This window comes from Micrococcus sp. UYEF5 (assembly GCF_040546065.1).
GTDB lineage: Bacteria > Actinomycetota > Actinomycetes > Actinomycetales > Micrococcaceae > Micrococcus > Micrococcus luteus.
Genome location: NZ_JBEPNB010000001.1, coordinates 277,853 through 294,304, shown reverse-complemented (window position 1 = coordinate 294,304; position 16,452 = coordinate 277,853). Strand labels below are relative to the sequence as shown.

General features: G+C 76.1%; 14 protein-coding genes. 13 read left to right on the top strand and 1 reads right to left on the bottom strand.

From position 1 onward, the window contains the following. Positions 1-24: 24 nt before the first annotated feature. On the bottom strand, positions 25-768 hold the full coding sequence (gene thiE / locus ABIB16_RS01420; RefSeq protein WP_271437766.1) for a thiamine phosphate synthase: 744 nt from the start codon (positions 766-768) through the stop codon (positions 25-27). Positions 769-913: 145 nt separating this feature from the next. Between thiE and ABIB16_RS01415 the strand changes: the two genes are divergently transcribed. The 13 genes from ABIB16_RS01415 (at position 914) to ABIB16_RS01355 (ending at position 16,445) form a co-directional block, all read left to right on the top strand. Beyond that, on the top strand, positions 914-2,083 hold the full coding sequence (locus tag ABIB16_RS01415; protein ID WP_101965571.1) for an FAD-dependent oxidoreductase: 1,170 nt from the start codon (positions 914-916) through the stop codon (positions 2,081-2,083). Continuing rightward, a complete protein-coding gene (gene thiS, locus ABIB16_RS01410; protein WP_101965570.1) occupies positions 2,080-2,322 on the top strand; it encodes a sulfur carrier protein ThiS in 243 nt (80 codons plus the stop codon). The genes ABIB16_RS01415 and thiS overlap by 4 nt, the downstream gene beginning before the upstream one ends. A 3-nt stretch (positions 2,323-2,325) precedes the next feature. After that, entirely contained in the window at positions 2,326-3,144 is an 819-nt protein-coding gene (locus ABIB16_RS01405) for a thiazole synthase (RefSeq protein WP_036316581.1), read from the top strand. Continuing rightward, positions 3,141-4,337 (top strand): molybdopterin-synthase adenylyltransferase MoeB, encoded by a 1,197-nt coding sequence (moeB, locus tag ABIB16_RS01400; RefSeq protein WP_271437765.1) that lies wholly within the window; start codon positions 3,141-3,143, stop codon positions 4,335-4,337. Before ABIB16_RS01405 ends, moeB begins: the two co-directional genes overlap by 4 nt. A gap of 115 nt (positions 4,338-4,452) precedes the next feature. After that, positions 4,453-6,123: an arginine--tRNA ligase gene (gene argS / locus ABIB16_RS01395; protein ID WP_271437764.1), complete on the top strand. Its 1,671-nt coding sequence runs from the start codon at positions 4,453-4,455 to the stop codon at positions 6,121-6,123. A gap of 8 nt (positions 6,124-6,131) precedes the next feature. After that, positions 6,132-7,604 (top strand): diaminopimelate decarboxylase, encoded by a 1,473-nt coding sequence (gene lysA, locus ABIB16_RS01390; RefSeq protein WP_271437763.1) that lies wholly within the window; start codon positions 6,132-6,134, stop codon positions 7,602-7,604. A gap of 170 nt (positions 7,605-7,774) precedes the next feature. Further along, positions 7,775-9,097, top strand: coding sequence for a homoserine dehydrogenase (locus ABIB16_RS01385; protein ID WP_049147165.1), 1,323 nt, complete (start codon positions 7,775-7,777; stop codon positions 9,095-9,097). Between the two features lie 3 nt (positions 9,098-9,100). Continuing rightward, positions 9,101-10,213, top strand: a complete 1,113-nt coding sequence (gene thrC, locus ABIB16_RS01380; protein WP_036313078.1) for a threonine synthase — start codon at positions 9,101-9,103, stop codon at positions 10,211-10,213. Positions 10,214-10,216: 3 nt separating this feature from the next. Further along, positions 10,217-11,170 carry a homoserine kinase gene (gene thrB, locus ABIB16_RS01375; protein WP_230282173.1) on the top strand — a complete coding sequence of 318 codons (954 nt, stop codon included), beginning with the start codon at positions 10,217-10,219 and terminating at the stop codon, positions 11,168-11,170. A 320-nt stretch (positions 11,171-11,490) separates the two neighbouring features. Beyond that, a complete protein-coding gene (rho, locus tag ABIB16_RS01370) occupies positions 11,491-13,590 on the top strand; it encodes a transcription termination factor Rho (RefSeq protein ID WP_049147163.1) in 2,100 nt (699 codons plus the stop codon). Between the two features lie 115 nt (positions 13,591-13,705). Beyond that, complete coding sequence (gene prfA, locus ABIB16_RS01365; RefSeq protein ID WP_036382191.1) at positions 13,706-14,815, top strand: peptide chain release factor 1; 1,110 nt, start codon at positions 13,706-13,708, stop codon at positions 14,813-14,815. Further along, positions 14,812-15,714 carry a peptide chain release factor N(5)-glutamine methyltransferase gene (prmC, locus tag ABIB16_RS01360; RefSeq protein ID WP_036382189.1) on the top strand — a complete coding sequence of 301 codons (903 nt, stop codon included), beginning with the start codon at positions 14,812-14,814 and terminating at the stop codon, positions 15,712-15,714. The genes prfA and prmC overlap by 4 nt, the downstream gene beginning before the upstream one ends. Further along, on the top strand, positions 15,711-16,445 hold the full coding sequence (locus ABIB16_RS01355) for an L-threonylcarbamoyladenylate synthase (protein WP_036313064.1): 735 nt from the start codon (positions 15,711-15,713) through the stop codon (positions 16,443-16,445). Before prmC ends, ABIB16_RS01355 begins: the two co-directional genes overlap by 4 nt. Positions 16,446-16,452: the final 7 nt, after the last annotated feature.

Genomic DNA, 16,452 nt, shown 5'->3' with positions numbered 1-16,452 from the left:
TCCGTGACCTCCCCGCGGGGCGCGTCAGTCGGGCAGGCCCGCGCGCAGCGTCCGGGCCGCGGCCTCGGGGTCCTCGGCCTGCGTCACGGCGCGGACCACCACGATCCGCTCCGCCCCGGCCGCGCGGACCTCGGGCAGCCGGTCCGCGTCGACGCCGCCGATGGCGAACCACGGCCGCGCCCCCGCCAGGTCCTCGACGTCCAGGCGCGCGGCGAGGGCCGGCAGCCCCAGTCCGACGGCGGCCCGGCCCGGCTTCGTGGGCGTCGCCCACACCGGCCCCGTGCAGAAGTAGTCCAGGCCGTCCTCCGCGCGGGCGGTGCGCACCTGCGCCCCGGTGTGGCACGAGCGGCCGAGCACCACGTCCGGGCCCAGCAGGGCGCGGCACTGCGCGGTGGTCAGGTCGGTCTGGCCCGTGTGGAACACGTCCACCCCGGCCAGGGCGGCGACGTCGGCGCGGTCGTTGGCGGCCGAGAGCGCCCCGTGCTCCCGGGCCAGCGGGACGAGCACGGCGAACGCGGCCAGCTCGACCGCCACGTCCACGGCCTTGTCCCGCACCTGGATCACGTCCACCCCGCCGCGGAACGCCGCCGCGCAGAAGTGAGCGAACGCGGCCGAGTCGAGCGTGCCGTCCGGGCGCAGGAACGGCTGCAGGTCGGTGCAGACGTACAGCCGGGAGGCGGCGAGGCGGGCGCGACGGCCCGCGCCGGGGCCGGTGCCGCCGTCGTCGCGGCCGGCCGCGGTCATCAGGAGCGGATCGGGGGAGTGCATGCGCCCACTGTGGCAGACTGGCCGCAGTTCCATGGGAGCCCGGGCCGCACACGCCGGGCTGAGAGGGCCGCAGGGGCGCGCCGCGCCGGCGCGGCCGACCATCACCACTCGATGCGGGTCATGCCGCCGTGAGGAGGACCGGTCCGTGCACGTGGCCGTCGTCGGGGCCGGGATCATCGGCCTCACCGCCGCCGTGCGTCTGCGCGCCGCAGGCCACGCCGTCACCCTGATCGCCCCCGAGCTGGACACCGCCGGGCGCCCACACGCCGTGGCCGGGGCCACCCACGCCGCGGCGGGGATGCTCGCGCCGCTCGCCGAGACCCAGTTCAGCCAGGACGACCTCGCCCCGCTGCTGCAGGCCGGCTGGGAGGCCTACCCGGCGCTCGTCGACCTGCTCGCCGCCTTCACCGACGTCGAGACGGGCTTCCTCGCACAGGGCGCCTGGATCGTGGCCGCGGACCCCTCCGACGCCCGCGCGTGGGACCACGTGCTCGAGCACGCCTCGATCCTCGGCCGCCGTGTCGAGCCCGTCTCCGTCCGCGCGCTGCGCCGCGCCGAGCCCGCCCTGACCCCGGGCCTGGCCGCCGGCTTCGACGCGCCGGACGACCATCAGGTGGACCCGCGACGGCTCGCCGCCGCCTGCGTCGCCGCCCTGCGCGCCGAGACCGGACCCGACGGCGGCCCGCTCCCGACCGGCGCCGGACCCGCCGCCCGGTTCGTGGCCGGACGCGTCACCGCCGCCGACCCGGAGGGCGAGGGAGTGCGCCTCACGCTGGCCGACGGGGGCGTCCTCACCGCTGACGGGGCGGTCCTCGCCGCGGGCCTGGGCCATCGCGGGATCGGCGGTGCGGCCACCGCCGTCGAGGTCCCGCTGCGCCCCGTCCACGGCGACGTGCTGCGCCTGCGGGTGCGCCCCGAGCAGCTGCTGCCGGGGGAGTCGCACCTGATCACCCGCACCGTCCGCGGCCTCGTCCACGGGCGCCAGGTCTACCTCGTGCCCCGCGCGGACGGCACCCTCGTGGTCGGCGCCTCGGCCCGCGAGGACGGGCTGGCCGGGACCTCCGCCGGGGCCGTGCTGGACCTGCTCGCCGACGCCGCCGCGATCCTGCCCGCCGTCCGCGAGTGCGAGCTCGTCGAGATCACCACCGCCGCCCGCCCCGGCACCCCCGACGACGCCCCGCGCGTGCTCGCCGTGCCCGAGGCCCCGGGCGCCGTCGTCGCCACCGGCTTCCACCGTCACGGGATCCTGCTCGCCCCCTGGGCGGCCGGGCGGATCCTCGAGCTGCTGCACGCCCGCCTGAAGGAGATCGCATGAGCACCCTCCCCCTGACCCTCAACGGAGAGCCCGCCGAGCTGGCCGTGGCCACCGTCCGCGACGTCGTCGCGCACGTCACCGGGCGCGCGATCGGCGACGACGGCGCCGCCGCGGACGGGCGGCGACTCGGCGTGGCCGTGGCGGTCGGCGGCGAGGTCGTGCCCCGGTCGGCCTGGGCCACCCGGGCGCTGGCCGCCGGGGACGAGGTCGACGTCGTCACCGCGGTGCAGGGGGGCTGAGCGATGGCCGAGCACCGCACCCCGCCCGCCGCCCCCGCGATCCCGCCGCTGCGGATCGGCGGCTACGACCTGGCCTCCCGGCTCATCATGGGCACGGGCGGCATCACCGACCTCACGGCGCTCGAGGGCGCCCTCGTCGCCTCCGGCACCACGCTCACCACCGTGGCGCTGCGCCGCTGGTCCGCGGACACCCGCGACGGCCTGGTCGCGCTGCTGGACCGCCTCGGCATCGACGTGCTGCCCAACACCGCCGGCTGCTACACCGCCCGGGACGCCGTGCTCACCGCCCGGCTCGGCCGGGAGGCGCTCGAGACCGACCTCGTGAAGGTCGAGGTCATCGCCGACGAGCGCACCCTGCTGCCCGACGTCGTCGAGACCCTGGAGGCCACCGAGCGGCTCGCCGCCGACGGCTTCACCGTCCTGGCCTACACCTCGGACGACCCCGCCATGGCGCTGCGTCTCGAGCAGGCCGGCGCCGCCGCCGTCATGCCGCTGGGCTCGCCGATCGGCTCGGGGCTGGGCATCCTCAATCGCGCACACCTGGAGCTGATCGTCTCGCGCGCCTCCGTGCCGATCGTGCTCGACGCCGGCGTGGGCACGGCCTCGGACGTCGCCCTGGCGATGGAGGCCGGCTGCGACGCCGTGCTCGCCGCCTCCGCGATCACCCGCGCCGCCGAGCCCGCCCGCATGGCCCACGCGTGCCGGCTCGCGCTCGAGGCGGGCTTCCACGCCCGCCGTGCCGGGCGCATCCCGCGCCGCGAGCACGCCCTGGCCTCCTCGCCGATGGCCGGGCGGGTCACGGCCGAGGAGGACGAGCGGTGACCGCCGCCCTGGACCCCGCCGCCCGTGAGCCCCGCGACCTCACCGCGCTGTCCGACACCCAGCTCGAGCGCTTCGCCCGCCACCTGAGCCTGGACGGCTTCGGCCCCGAGGCCCAGCTGGCGCTGCTGCGCTCCCGCGTCCTCGTGGTGGGTGCCGGCGGCCTCGGGGCGCCCGTGCTGACCTACCTCGCCGCCGCGGGCGTGGGGGAGGTCCACGTGATCGACGACGACGTGGTGGACCGCTCCAACCTGCACCGCCAGGTGATCCACGCCGAGGCGGACCTCGGCCGCCCCAAGACCGCCTCCGCCGCCGCGACGATGCGCGGCCTGCACCCCGAGGTGCGCGTGGTCGAGCATCGCGAACGCCTGACCGCGACCAACGCGCTCGAGCGGGTCGGCGCCGTGGACCTCGTGCTCGACGGCACGGACAACTACGCGACCCGCTACCTCGTGGCCGATGCGTGCGAGATCGCCGGCGTGCCCGTGGTGTGGGGCGCGATCCTGCGGTTCGCGGGGCAGGTGAGCGTGTTCGCCCCGGGCGGGCCGCTGTACCGGGACGTGTTCCCGGAGCGGCCCGAACCCGGCGAGGTGCCCTCGTGCGCGCAGGCCGGGGTGCTCGGGGTGCTGCCCGGGATCATCGGCTCCCTCATGGCGGCCGAGGCGATCAAGCTGCTCACCGGGGTGGGCGAGCCCCTGGTCGGGCGGCTGCTCTCCGTGGACGCCCTGACGATGCGCTTCCGTGAGCTGCGGCTCGTGGCCGACCCCGAGCGGACCCCCGTGACGGACCTGTCCGCCCACGTGGCCCAGGCCCCCCGCCCGGACGACGCCGACGCCCCCGACTCGGCGGAGGCGTGCGGCGCCGCGGGCGGGGAGATCGCCCCCGCCGCGCTGGCCGCCCTGCTCGCCGACCCCGCCCGGGCCGCGTCCCTCACCCTGCTCGACGTCCGCGAGGACTGGGAGCGCCGCCTGCGCCGGGTCGAGGCCCCCGCGGCGGTGGCCGATCGGCACGTCCCGCTCGAGGCCGTCCTCGCGGAGCCGGCGGCCCACGCGCCCGGGCAGGACCGCGTCCTGGTGGTCTACTGCGCGGCCGGAGCCCGGTCGGCCCGGGCGCGGGACGCCGTCGTCGGGGCCGACCCGAGCTCGGGCGGGCGCGTCCTGTCCCTCGCCGGCGGCCTCGCCGCCTGGCCCGCCTGACCCCCCACCCCGACGAACCCTGCGAAAGGGCCCCCGCCGCGGGCCGGAGGGGGCCATCTCGCAGGGCTCGTTCGCACGCGCACGGGCGCGGCGGCCCTTCCGTAGACTTGCGCGGGTGAAGCCCGAAGACCTCTCCGCCCTGCTGTCCGCTGTCCTCACCGACGCCGTCGATGCCGGTGACCTCCCCGCCGCGCTGCGGGAGGAGATCACCCCCGCGCGCGTGAAGGTGGAGCGACCCCGCAGCCGCGAGCACGGCGACTGGGCCACCAACGTCGCCCTCCAGCTGGGCAAGAAGGCCGGCATGGCCCCGCGCGACCTCGCCGGGCTCGTGGCCGAGCGCCTGACCGGGAAGCCGGGCATCGCCGCCGTCGACGTCGCCGGCCCCGGCTTCCTCAACGTCACCCTGGACGCGGCCTCGGCCGGCGCCCTGGCCCGCGAGATCGTCGAGGCCGGCCCGGAGTACGGCCGCAACGACGCCCTGGCCGGGCACACCGTGAACATGGAGTTCGTCTCCGCCAACCCCACCGGCCCGCTGCACATCGGCCACACCCGCTGGGCCGCGCTGGGCGACGCGATCGCCCGCCTGCTGCGCGCCTCCGGCGCGGACGTCACCGCCGAGTACTACGTCAACGACGCCGGCAACCAGATGAACGTGTTCGCCGACTCGGTCCTCGCCCGCCTGCACGGCCGCGACGTCCCCGCGGGCGGCTACCCCGGCGCGTACGTGCAGGAGCTGGCCGACGCCGTCGCCCTCGAGCACCCGGACGTGCGCGAGCTGACGGACGAGGCCGCCCGCCCGGTGGTCCGAGAGGCCGCGTACCGGCTCCAGATGCAGGACATCAAGGACACGCTCGCCGCCTTCGACGTGCACTTCGACGTGTTCACCTCGGAGCAGACGCTCCACGACTCCGGCGCGATCGAACAGGCCGTGCAGCGGCTGCGCGAGCAGGGCCACATCGAGGACCGCGAGGGCGCCGTGTGGCTCAAGACCACCGACTTCGGCGACGACAAGGACCGCGTGCTCATCCGCGCCAACGGCGAGCCGACCTACTTCGCCGCCGACGCCGCCTACTACCTCCACAAGCGCGACCGCGGCTTCGAGGAGAAGGTGTACCTGCTCGGCGCCGACCACCACGGCTACGTGAACCGCCTCAAGGCGATCGCCGCCGCCGCCGGCGACGACCCGGCGACGAACATCGAGATCCTCATCGGCCAGCTCATCTCGGTCAACGGCGCGAAGCTCTCCAAGCGCGCCGGCAACATCATCGAGCTCAAGGACCTCGTGGAGTGGCTCGGCCGCGACGCCCTGCGCTATGACCTGGCCCGCTATCCCGCGGACTCGCCCCTGACGATCGACCCCGATCTGCTGCGCTCCGCCACGAACGACAACCCCGTCTACTACGTGCAGTACGCCCACGCCCGCGCCTCGGGCGCGGCGCGCACCGCGCAGGCCCACGGCGTGGACCGCTCCGAGTTCGACGCCGCCCTGCTCACCCACGCCACCGAGTCGGAGCTGCTGGCCCAGCTGGCGGAGTTCCCGGCCGTCGTCGCCGCGGCGGCGCGCCTGCGCGAGCCGCACCGCGTGGCCCGCCACCTCGAGGTGATCGCCGGGGCCTACCACTCGTGGTACGCCGCCTGCCGCATCGTGCCCATGCCCACCGACGACGGCACGCCGCGTCCCGTCGAGACCCTCAACCGCACCCGCCTGTGGCTCAACGACGCCACCGCCCAGGTGCTGGCCAACGGCCTGGGCCTGCTCGGCGTGTCCGCCCCGGAGAAGATGTGAGCGCCCGGATGACGACGACGCAGCCCGCCCCCGCCTCCCCGCTCGCCCCCGCCTGGCTCCCCGCGCCGGGGGACCCGGACGCGCTCGTGCCCGGCCTGTGGGCCGCCGGCGTGGACCGCGCGGCCGACGGCGAGCTCACCGTCCAGGGCCTGCGCGCGAGCGCGCTCGCCGCGGAGTTCGGCACGCCGCTGCTCGTGGTGGACGAGGACGACTTCCGCGCCCGCGCCCGCGCGTTCCGCGAGGGCTTCGACGCCGCGTTCGCCGACCTGTGCGGGGGAGCGGACGTCTACTACGCCGGCAAGTCCATGCTCACCCTCTCCACCGCCCGCTGGGCGGCCGAGGAGGGCCTGCGCGTGGACACCGCCTCCGGCGGCGAGCTGGCGATCGCGCTGGCCGCCGGCGTCGACCCGGCCCACATCGGCCTGCACGGCAACAACAAGTCGGACGCCGAGCTGCGGACCGCCCTCGAGGCGGGCGTGGGCCGGATCATCGTGGACTCGCTCGACGAGCTCACCCACCTGGCCGCGCTCGCGGCCGAGGCCGGCCGCCGCGCCCCCGTGATGCTCCGGCTGACCCCGGGCGTGCACGCGCACACCCACGACTTCATCGCCACCGCGCACGAGGACCAGAAGTTCGGCCTCTCCCTGGCCCCGGCGTCCAGCGACCGGGACGGCAACGTGGCCGGCCGCTCGCCGGCCGCCGTCGCCGTGGCCGCGGCCCTGGCGGCCGAGTCGATCGACCTGCTGGGCGTGCACTGCCACATCGGGTCCCAGATCTTCGAGGCCGAGGGCTTCGGGCTGGCGGCCGGACGCGTGCTCGAGTTCCTCGCCGAGGTCAAGGCCGAGCACGGGGTGGAGCTGGCCGAGCTCGACCTCGGCGGCGGCCACGGCATCGCCTACACGGCCGTGGACGAGCCGCGCCCGGCCGCGGAGATCGCCGACGCCCTCGCCGACGACGTCCAGAAGACCGTCGAGCGCCTCGGCCTGAGGTGTCCGCGGGTCTCGCTCGAGCCGGGGCGGGCCATCTCGGGCCCCGCGGGGCTGACCCTCTACACGGTCGGGGTGACCAAGACCGTGGACGCGGACGCCCCCGACGGCGGCACGGCGGCCCGCCGCTACGTCGCCGTGGACGGCGGCATGTCCGACAACCCGCGTCCCGTCCTCTACGACGCCGACTACACCGCCGTCTCCGCGCGCCGCACCTCGGAGGCCGAGCCGGTGCTCTCCCGCGTGGTGGGCAAGCACTGCGAGTCCGGCGACATCCTCGTCCGCGACGTGTACCTGCCGGCCGACCTGGGCCGCGGCGACCTGCTGGCCGTGCCGGCCACGGGCGCGTACACGCACGTGATGTCCTCGAACTACAACGCGCTGGCCCGCCCGGCCGTCGTCGCGGTCTCCGGCGGGCAGGCGCGGGTGATCATCCGTCGCGAGACGCAGGAGGACCTGTTCGCCCGCGAGGCCGATCCGCGCCTCGCCCGCTGAGGACGCGGGCGCGGCGCACCCGGCCGCCGGCCTCGAGCCCGGGTGGGTCCGTCCCGCTCTGCGGACACCGAGTGTCGCGCGGTGGGACGGGCCGGGGCGCCGCGCTAGATTCGAGGCCAGCCGGGCCGCGCGGTCGCGCGGGCCCGACCCACCCTGGATCACGGAGGACCATGCCCCAGCACACCGACGCCCCCACCGCACTCAAGGTCGCCCTGCTGGGCGGCGGGACCGTGGGGTCCCAGACCGCCCGGATCCTCACCGAGGACGCCGACATCCTGCGGGACCGCGTGGGCGCCGACCTCGAGCTCACGGGCATCGCGGTGCGGGACACGGGCGCGACGCGCGACTGGCAGGCGGACCCGGCGCTCTACACGACCGACGCCGAGGCGCTCGTGGACGGCGCGGACGTCGTCATCGAGCTGATGGGCGGCATCGAGCCGGCCCGCACCCTGATCCTGCGCGCCCTGGCCGCCGGCACGTCCGTGGTGACCGGCAACAAGGCACTGCTGGCCCAGCACGGCGAGGAGCTGTACGCCGCGGCCGCCGCCACCGGCGCGCAGCTCAGCTTCGAGGCCGCCGTCGCCGGCGCCATCCCGATCCTGCGCCCGCTGCGCGACTCCCTGGGCGGCGACCGCGTCACCCGCGTGATGGGCATCGCCAACGGCACCACCAACTTCATCCTCGACCGGATGGACTCCGAGGGGGCGGACTTCGACGACGCCCTCGCCGAGGCCCAGCGGCTCGGCTACGCCGAGGCCGACCCGACCGCCGACGTCGAGGGCCACGACGCCGCCGCGAAGGCCGCGATCCTGGCGACCATCGCGTTCGGCGCGCCGTACACCCTGGACCAGGTGGCCGTCGCGGGCATCACCGCGATCACGGCCGAGGACAACGCCGCCGCCGCGGAGGCGGGCTACGTCATCAAGCTGCTGGCGATCGCCGAGCGCGGCCGCGCCGCCGACGGCGCCGAGGGCGCGGTCCTGCGCGTGCACCCCACCCTGCTGCCGCGGGAGCACCCGCTGGCCTCCGTGCGCGGGGCGTTCAACGCCGTCTTCGTGGAGGCCGACAACGCCGGCGAGCTCATGTTCTACGGTCCCGGCGCCGGCGGCGCCCCCACCGCCTCCGCGGTGATGGGCGACGTCGTCTCGATCGCCCAGCGCATCGTGCGCGGCGGCCCGGCGCGCCTGCGCACCCCCGTCACCGCCCTGCCCGCCCTGGACCCGGCCGAGGCCCACACCTCCTTCATGGTCGTGCTGCGCGCGGCGGACCAGCCCGGCGTGCTGCGCCGTGTCGCCGGGGTGTTCGAGGAGCACGGCGTCTCCATCGAGACGCTGCGCCAGGTCCCATCTGAGCGCGAGGACGCCCCCGGCGCGTCCCTGCGGCTGATCACCCACCGTGCGCGGCAGCGCGACCTCGACGCCACCGTCGGGGCGCTCGCCGCCCTGGACGTCGTCCACGAGGTCGCGTCCGTCCTCCGAGTCGAAGGGAACTGACCCATGGCCCACCAGTGGCGCGGCGTCGTCCGCGAGTACGCCGACCGCCTGCCCGTCACCGAGGACACGCGCGTGATCACCCTCGGCGAGGGCGGCACCCCGCTCATCCACGCCCCCCACCTCTCCGAGCTGGTGCAGGGCACCGTGCACGTGAAGTTCGAGGGCATGAACCCGACCGGCTCCTTCAAGGACCGCGGCATGACCATGGCGATCACCGCGGCCGTCGCGGACGGTGCGAAGGCCGTCGTCTGCGCGTCCACCGGCAACACCTCCGCCTCGGCGGCGGCCTACGCCGCGCAGGCCGGGATCACGTGCGCCGTGCTCGTGCCCGAGGGGAAGATCTCGATGGGCAAGATGTCCCAGGCCGTGGCCCACGGCGCGGAGATCCTCCAGGTGCAGGGCAACTTCGACGACTGCCTCGAGGTGGCCCGCAAGCTGGCCGAGAACTACCCCGTGTTCCTCGTGAACTCCGTCAACCCGGCCCGCATCGAGGGGCAGAAGACCGGCGCGTTCGAGGTCGTGGACACCCTCGGCGACGCCCCGGACTACCACCTGCTGCCCGTGGGCAACGCGGGCAACATCACCGCGTACTGGAAGGGCTACCGCGAGTACGCCGCCCCCTACGTGAACCCGCACGAGGGCGCCTCGGACGCCGAGCTGCCCGCGGTGGCCACGAAGACCCCCGTGATGTGGGGCTTCCAGGCCGCGGGCGCCGCCCCGATCGTCCAGGGCCACCCCGTGACCGACCCGGACACGATCGCCACCGCCATCCGGATCGGCAACCCGGCCTCGTGGGAGCAGGCCGAGGCCGCCCGCGACGAGTCCGGCGGGATGATCGACTCCGTCACGGACGAGGAGATCCTCGAGGCCCATCGCTGGCTCTCCGCGAAGGAGGGCGTGTTCGTCGAGCCCGCCTCCGCCGCCGGCGTCGCCGGGCTGCTCAAGCACCACGCCGCCGGGAACGTGCCGGCCGGCAAGAGCTGGGTCATCACCGTCACCGGCCACGGCCTCAAGGACCCGCAGTGGGCCCTGCGCGGCGCCGACGGCGCCGACGTGACCCCGCGCTCGGTGCCGTTCGACGTGGTCACCGTCGCCCAGGCCCTCGGCCTGAGCTGAGCCATGGCCGCACCGCAGCCGCTGGCGCCCGGGACCGCCGCGTCCGTCTCCGTCCCCGCCACCTCCGCCAACCTCGGCCCCGGCTTCGACTCGATGGGCCTGGCCCTGGAGCTGCGCGACGAGGTGACGCTCACGGTCGTGGCGGGCCCCGACGTCGCGGAGGTCGAGGGGGAGGGGGAGGCCACCCTGCCGCGGGACGGCGCGCACCTGATCCTGCGCCTGGCGCACGAGCACCTGCGGGACCGCGGGTTCACCGCGCCGGGGCTGCACCTGCGCGCCGTGAACCGGATCCCGCACGCCCGCGGGCTCGGCTCGTCCGCGGCCGCCGTCGTCGCGGCCTACGCCGCGGCCGAGGCCCTGCTGCCGGCCGCGCTGCGCCGGGCGCCCGCGGACCTGCTCGAGGCGGCCACCCGCTTCGAGGGGCACCCGGACAACGTCGCCCCCGCGCTCGTGGGCGGGGCCACCGTCTCCTGGACCCGTGACGACGTCCCCGGCCCGGCCACGGCGCGGCTGCGGCTGCACGAGCGCGTGGTGCCGGTGGTCGCGATCCCGGACACCGAGCTGTCCACCCACGTCGCCCGGGGCGTGCTGCCCGCCGAGGTGCCCCACGCCGTGGCGGCGGCCCAGGCCGGCCGTGCCGCGCTGCTTGTCCACGCGCTGGCGGAGGACCCCGCGCTGCTGCCGGCCGCCACGCGGGACTGGCTGCACCAGGAGCCGCGCGCCGTGGCCATGCCGGCCAGCGCCGCACTGGTCGCGGGGCTGCGCGAGCGCGGCCACGCCGCCGTCGTCTCCGGCGCGGGTCCCACGGTGCTCGCGCTGTGCGACGGCGTCCAGGCGGCCGAGCACGCCGCGGAGGCGGCGCGTGCTCTGACGGCGGACGGGGCGGCCGCCTGGCGCGTGCTGGTGCCGTGCGTGGCCGTGGACGGTGTTAGGGTGGAATCACTCCACCACGGCTGACCCCACCGCCTCGCGCGGCCCGGGTCTCCGGTGCCCGGGCCTGTGACGGCCGGACGCACCGTGCGCCGTCGGCCGGAACCCCGCCGCGATCCATCCCGTGCTGCGCACGGCCGGCGTGCGGGACCCCCTCCGGCTCGGTCGAGTCCGGACGCCTCCGCCCCGTCACGCAGCGACTGCGCACGATCAGGGGAGGCGCCACTGCTGAGTTCACACCATGAAACCCGGTTTTCTGGGGCGCCGCTGCGCGGCCCGACCGGATGCACACCGCAGCCCGACGCGCCACGCGCCGCCGGGCCGCATTCGAGGGAGAAGGAACCTTCGTGACCGAATCCACGGAACAGACCACGCCGACGAACGGCGGTGGCCTGGCCTCGCTCAAGCTCGCCCAGCTCCAGGCCCTGGCCTCCCAGCTCGGCATCGCCGGCGGCTCGCGCATGCGCAAGGCCGACCTGGTGACCGCGATCTCCGACCACCAGCGCGGCGGCTCCGTGGCGGACCGCGACGCCGCCGAGCGCGCGGCCCAGGCCCCCGCGGCCCCCGCCGCCGAGGCCGTCCCGGCGGCCGCGTCCTCCGAGGACGCCGCCCCGGCCGCCGAGCGCCCCGCCCGCCGCCGCTCGCGCCGCGCCGACGCCGACACCTCCGCTCCGGCCGCCGTCGCCCAGGACGGGCAGCCCCAGGCCGAGGCCCGCGAGGCCCAGACCGAGCAGGGCCCCCGGGAGACCGCCTCGGACCAGGATCGGTCCGGGGGGTCCGAGACCCGCGACGAGGGCGAGGACCGCCCGCAGTCCGAGCGCCGTTCCCGCGGCCGCCGCCGCGCCGGCGACGACGACGCCCAGCAGGGTCAGGACCGTCGCTCCGACGGCGCCCAGGGCGAGGACGGCGCCGACGCGGACCGCCGCGGCGACCGGGAGGACCGTGACGACAACGGGCGCGAGAACGGCCGCGGCCGCAACGGCCGCAACGGGCGGGACCGCGACAACGGCCGCGACCGCGAGAACGGCCGCGACCGCGAGAACGGCCGCGAGAACAATCGGGACCGTGAGAACGGCCGCGACGGCTCCCGCGAGCAGCGCGGCGACAAGTCCGAGGACGGCGGCCGGGGCGACGGCGGACGCGGGGACCGCAGCCGCCGCGACGACCGCGACGACGAGGGCGGCCGCAACCGTCGCAACCGCCGCAACCGCAACGAGCGCGGCCGCAACCGCCGTGGCCGCGGCGGCCCCGAGGTCGACGAGACCGAGCTGACCGAGGACGACGTCCTGCAGCCCGTGGCCGGCATCCTCGACGTGCTGGACAACTACGCGTTCGTCCGCACCTCCGGCTACCTGCCGGGCCCGAACGACGTCTACGTCTCCCTGGCCATGGTGAAGAAGTACGGTCTGCGCAAGGGCGACGCCGTCGTCGGCGCGATCCGCGCCCCGCGCGACGGTGAGAAGCAGCAGCACCACGGCGGCGGCTCCAACCGTCAGAAGTTCAACGCCCTGGTGAAGATCTCCTCGGTCAACGGTCAGCCCGCCGTCGAGCACCCGCAGCGCGTGGAGTTCGGCAAGCTCGTGCCCCTGTACCCGCAGGAGCGCCTGCGCCTGGAGACCGATCCCAAGCTGATCGGCCCCCGCGTGATCGATCTGGTCAGCCCCATCGGCAAGGGCCAGCGTGGCCTCATCGTCTCCCCGCCCAAGGCCGGCAAGACGATGATCCTGCAGTCGATCGCCAACGCGATCAAGACGAACAACCCCGAGGTCCACCTCATGATGGTGCTCGTCGACGAGCGCCCCGAGGAGGTCACCGACATGCAGCGGTCGGTGGACGGCGAGGTCATCGCCTCCACGTTCGACCGCCCGGCGGACGACCACACCACTCTCGCCGAGCTGGCCATCGAGCGCGCCAAGCGCCTCGTGGAGATGGGCCGCGACGTCGTCGTGCTGCTCGACTCCATGACCCGCCTGGGCCGCGCCTACAACCTGGCCGCCCCGGCCTCGGGCCGCATCCTCTCCGGCGGTGTGGACTCCTCGGCGCTGTACCCGCCGAAGAAGTTCTTCGGCGCCGCCCGCAACATCGAGAACGGCGGCTCGCTGACCATCCTGGCCACCGCGCTGGTCGAGACCGGCTCGCGCATGGACGAGGTGATCTTCGAGGAGTTCAAGGGCACCGGCAACATGGAGCTGCGCCTGTCCCGTCACCTCGCGGAGCGCCGCATCTTTCCGGCGGTGGACGTCAACGCGTCCGGCACCCGCCGCGAGGAGGCCCTGCTCTCGCAGGAGGAGGTCAAGATCATGTGGAAGCTGCGCCGGGTGCTCTCCGGCCTCGAGCAGCAGCAGGCCCTCGACCTGCTCACCAACAAGATCAAGGACACCGCGTCCAACGCCGAGTTCCTCATGCTGGTCTCCAAGACCACGCTGGGGTCCAAGGGCGACGACTGACCGCCCCGTCGCACGGCCCCGTCCCGCCCGGGGGAGCTCGTCTCCGCCGGACGGGGCGGGGCCGTCCGCGTCGGACAGCCCGGCCCGCTGAGGCCGGAGGAGGAGAGGCACGCACGTGTTCGATTCGGAGCAGCGGCGCGAGGCCGTGGATCGGCTCCTGGCGGAGCATCGCGAGCTGACGGCGCGCCTGTCCGACCCGGCGGTGCACCAGGACCCGGCGCTCGCCCGGAGGCTGAACCGGCGGTTCGCCGAGCTCGGCGCCGTGGTGACGGCGCACCGCGCCTGGTCGGCGGCCGCGGAGGAGCTGGCCGACGCGCGGGAGCTGGCCGCGGCCGGCGACGACGACGCGGCGGCCTTCGCGGCCGAGGTGCCCGGTCTGGAGGCGGCCGAGGCCGAGGCCGCCGAACGGCTGCGCCGGCTGCTGATCCCGCGCGACCCCGACGACGCGCGTGACGTGATCCTCGAGATCAAGGGCGGCGAGGGCGGCGAGGAGGCGGCCCTGTTCGCCGGCGACCTGCTGCGCATGTACCTGCGCTACGCCGAGTCCCGGGGCTGGAAGACGGAGGTCCTCTCCGCCACGCACTCCGACCTGGGCGGCTACAAGGACGTCCACGTGGCGGTGCGGGGGAGCGCGGCCGACCCGGCCGACGGCGTCTACGCCCGGCTCAAGTTCGAGGGCGGCGTGCACCGAGTGCAGCGCGTGCCCGTCACCGAGTCCCAGGGCCGCATCCACACCTCCGCCGCCGGCGTGCTCGTGCTGCCCGAGGTGGACGCCCCGGACGAGGTCCACCTCGATCCGAACGACCTCAAAGTGGACGTCTTCCGCTCCTCCGGGCCGGGCGGCCAGTCCGTCAACACGACCGACTCCGCGGTGCGTCTGACGCATCTGCCCACGGGGATCGTCGTCTCCATGCAGAACGAGAAGTCCCAGATCCAGAACCGCGAGGCCGCGCTGCGCGTGCTGCGGTCGCGGCTGCTCGAGCGGCAGCGGGCGGAGCAGGACGCCGAGAACTCCGCGGCGCGCGCCGCGCAGGTGCGCACCATGGACCGCTCGGAACGCATCCGGACCTACAACTTCCCGGAGAACCGGATCGCGGACCACCGCACCGGCTACAAGGCGCACAACCTCGACGCGGTCCTCGACGGCGACCTCGAGGCCGTGATCGCCTCCTGCCTCGCCCTCGACGAGGAGCGGCGGCTCGCCGCGCTGGGCGGGGACGCGTGAGCGCACCGGCCTGGTCCGCGCTGCTGCGCGACGCCGCCGCCCGCCTGACCGCGGTGGGCATCGACTCGCCGCGTGTGGACGCCGAGCTGCTGCTGGCCCACGTGCTCGGCCTCGACCGCGGCGCGCTGCTGGCCCGGGTGTTCGCCGGGGCCGTGGCCGAGCCCGCGCAGGCGGCGGCCTTCGAGGCGCTCGTCGGGCGCCGCGCCGCCCGCGAGCCCGTCCAGCACCTGACCGGCGTCGCGCACTTCCACGGGCTCGACCTGGCGGTCGGCCCAGGCGTCTTCGTCCCGCGGCCGGAGACCGAGCTGCTCGTGGAGACCGTCGTGGCCGACTTGGCCGCGCGGCCCGCGGCGGGCGCCGTGGTGGACCTGTGCACCGGCTCCGGCGCGATCGCCGCGGCCGTCGCGGCGTGGGGCGAGGCGCGGGGCCGCCCGCTCGCCGTCACCGCCGTCGAGCTCGACCCGACGGCGGCCGACTGGGCCCGGCGGAACCTCGCCCCGCGCGGGGTCGACCTGCGACAAGCCGATGCCCTTGTCGCGTGCCCCAACCTCGAGGGCCGCGTGGACGTCGTCGTGAGCAACCCGCCCTACGTGCCCGAGGCCGAGGTGCCCGCCCAGCCCGAGGCCCGACTGGACCCGGCGCGGGCGCTCTACGGCGGGGACGCGCCCGGGCTGCGGATCCCGCGCGCCATCGCGCACCGGGCGGCGGACCTGCTCGTCCCGGGCGGCCTGTTCGCCATGGAGCACCACGAGACGCAGGGCCCGGCCCTCCTGGCCGCCCTCGGCGCGGACCGGCGGTTCACGGGCGTCCGAGTCCACCAGGACCTCACCGGACGAGACCGGTTCCTCACGGCGCGCCGGTCCTGCGACGCCGTGGCGGGCGCGGAGGTGGAAGAATGACCGACGTGAGTGACTTCATCGACGTCTCGGATCCGGCCGCCCTCGAGGATGCCGTGGCCCGCGCCCGCGAGGTCCTCGCGGACCGCGGCTGCGTGGTCCTGCCCACGGACACCGTCTACGGCATCGGAGCGGACGCGTTCTCCCCGCTGGCCGTGGCCGTGCTGCTGGCCGCCAAGGGCCGTGGCCGCACCATGCCGCCGCCCGTGCTCATCGCGGACCGCCGCGTCATGGCCGGCCTCGCGTACGACGTGCCGGAGGAGGCCGAGGCCCTCGCCGGGCGCTTCTGGCCCGGCGCCCTCACGCTCATCCTCAAGTCCCAGCCCACGCTGACCTGGGACCTCGGCGAGACCCGCGGCACCGTCGCCCTGCGCGTGCCCGACGACGCGGTGGCCCGCGAACTGCTCTACGCCGTCGGCCCCATGGCCGTCTCCAGCGCGAACCGCACCGGCATGGACGCCGCCACCACCGCCGACGCCGCCCGCTCGATGCTGGGGGAGTCCGTGGCCCTCTACCTCGACGCCGGCCCCCGCGAGAGCCGGGATCCCTCGACGATCGTGGACTGCACCGTCACCCCGTTCCGCGTGGCCCGGCAGGGCTCCGTGCCCCTGGAGGAGCTGCGCGCGGTGGTGCCGGACCTGCTCGCCGAGGGCGAGGAGCCGCCGGTCGCCGCCGAGCGGATCGCGGCCGCCGACGACGCCGCCGCGGCGCGCCCCGCCGACCGGGAGGCCTGACCGGCCC

Coding starts and splice junctions, on each gene's coding strand:
- thiE (WP_271437766.1), bottom strand. CDS start 768: ATGCACTCCCCCGATCCGCTCCTGATGACCGCGGCCGGCCGCGACGAC.
- thiS (WP_101965570.1), top strand. CDS start 2,080: ATGAGCACCCTCCCCCTGACCCTCAACGGAGAGCCCGCCGAGCTGGCC.
- ABIB16_RS01405 (WP_036316581.1), top strand. CDS start 2,326: ATGGCCGAGCACCGCACCCCGCCCGCCGCCCCCGCGATCCCGCCGCTG.
- lysA (WP_271437763.1), top strand. CDS start 6,132: ATGACGACGACGCAGCCCGCCCCCGCCTCCCCGCTCGCCCCCGCCTGG.
- ABIB16_RS01385 (WP_049147165.1), top strand. CDS start 7,775: ATGCCCCAGCACACCGACGCCCCCACCGCACTCAAGGTCGCCCTGCTG.
- thrC (WP_036313078.1), top strand. CDS start 9,101: ATGGCCCACCAGTGGCGCGGCGTCGTCCGCGAGTACGCCGACCGCCTG.
- thrB (WP_230282173.1), top strand. CDS start 10,217: ATGGCCGCACCGCAGCCGCTGGCGCCCGGGACCGCCGCGTCCGTCTCC.
- ABIB16_RS01355 (WP_036313064.1), top strand. CDS start 15,711: ATGACCGACGTGAGTGACTTCATCGACGTCTCGGATCCGGCCGCCCTC.